General features: G+C 47.9%; 1 protein-coding gene. It reads left to right on the forward strand.

What is annotated here, in order from left to right:
- Positions 1–220: 220 nt before the first annotated feature.
- Positions 221–1,459 (forward strand): transposase (locus RB620_RS30480; RefSeq protein WP_374121480.1); only part of this gene is annotated, 1,239 nt, incomplete at its 3' end.

Consider the following 1,459-nt stretch of genomic DNA (forward strand, 5'->3'; position numbering starts at 1 on the left):
TCGCGAAGAATACCTTTTCTAACGGGTATATCTTTCGAGATAATAGGTGATTTTGGTGAAACAAACCCTTGAAAATCCACGATTTCGTAAGCTTTCACAAGGCGAATGCGCAGGAGCGCCGATTTTGCGATCGCTTTGGGAAAAGTTCGACTTTTCATTGCTCTTGACACAATCCGGGATATTCAAACGAAGCGGAGCTCCGTCATGGATGCTTTGCTTTATGTACATCATTGGATTGATCTCTGGATGCTCATCGGTTGTACAAATGAGCGAACTGGCTGGCAAAGATGCTCTACTAGAACTCATGTTTAAACCTTACAAACTCGCACAATATACGCTCAGCCGATTCTTCACAGTTCCCCATGCATGGCTGACGTTTGGGAAAAAGCGTGTTGCAAGGCTTCAAGAAGAACGGGAAACCGCGCTTCAGGAAGGCGATGTTATTAATCTCGACGATACGCATAGCGCTCATCCCTATGCGAAGAAATTACCGTTTCTGTGTTGGCTCATGGACTCTTCAACCAAAACATACAGTTGGTGCATGAACCTCGTTGTCCTGCAGGCGGTGCTCCGAAATGGACTTGAATATCCGTTGTTCTACCGTGCTTGGCGCAAAGTGTCTGACGATGAGTCTGGCTTAACCAAGTTTGATTTAGCCAGACAAATGCTGCTCATGCTGCGTGAGTCGGTCACTTGCCGCCTCTGGGTAGCGATGGACCGATGGTATTTATGCAAAGACTTTTTCGTTTTCTTGCAAGAGCATTCCTTTGACTGGGTAACCAAAGCCAAACGCAATACCGCACTGTACCGAAAGATTACGGTCCCCGAACGTCGTGACCGGTATGTGCCTGTTACAGCGCGACAGCTTATTCAGGAGGGATACAAGCGCTTATCTGCATCGGGCAACGGTCTGTCTGCCATAGCTGTGTCCGATGTCTATATGAAAATGCCTTATCTTGCCGAAGGACGAAAAGGACAGCCCGTAACGAAACAACGATTCGTTCCAATCGCTGCCGTTGTCGCCATGCGCCTTAAAGAAGACGAGGAAATCGTTGAAGAAAGGGAAGACGCCCAAGATGAACCGGCAACCTACAGAGGGGCGTATTTGATCATTAGCAACCGACATGATGCGCCAAAGAAAGCGCTTGAAGTATACGGGAAGCGCTGGCGAATTGAAGTGTTTTTCCGCGCAGCCAAGCAAGAACTTGGCTTTGAAAAGTGCCACTCTACATCCGAAGCACACCAGCACGCGCATATGGAGTTACTTTTTGCTGCGGAAACGTTACTTGCCTATGCTTTATGGCAAGTAAACAAAGAAAAAACGAGTGATGAGAGCCACACCCACGGCGAAATGGTTCGCGGTCTCTTCCACACTCGTTGCCAGGTTCGCACAAGAAACCACAAGGGTTTAAAGCGAATCTACATCGATTTTGACATAGAGGCACGCCGTTTTGCAAGC

It is taken from the genome of Paenibacillus sp. LHD-117 (assembly GCF_030929555.1).
In the GTDB taxonomy this organism is placed as follows: domain Bacteria; phylum Bacillota; class Bacilli; order Paenibacillales; family Paenibacillaceae; genus Pristimantibacillus.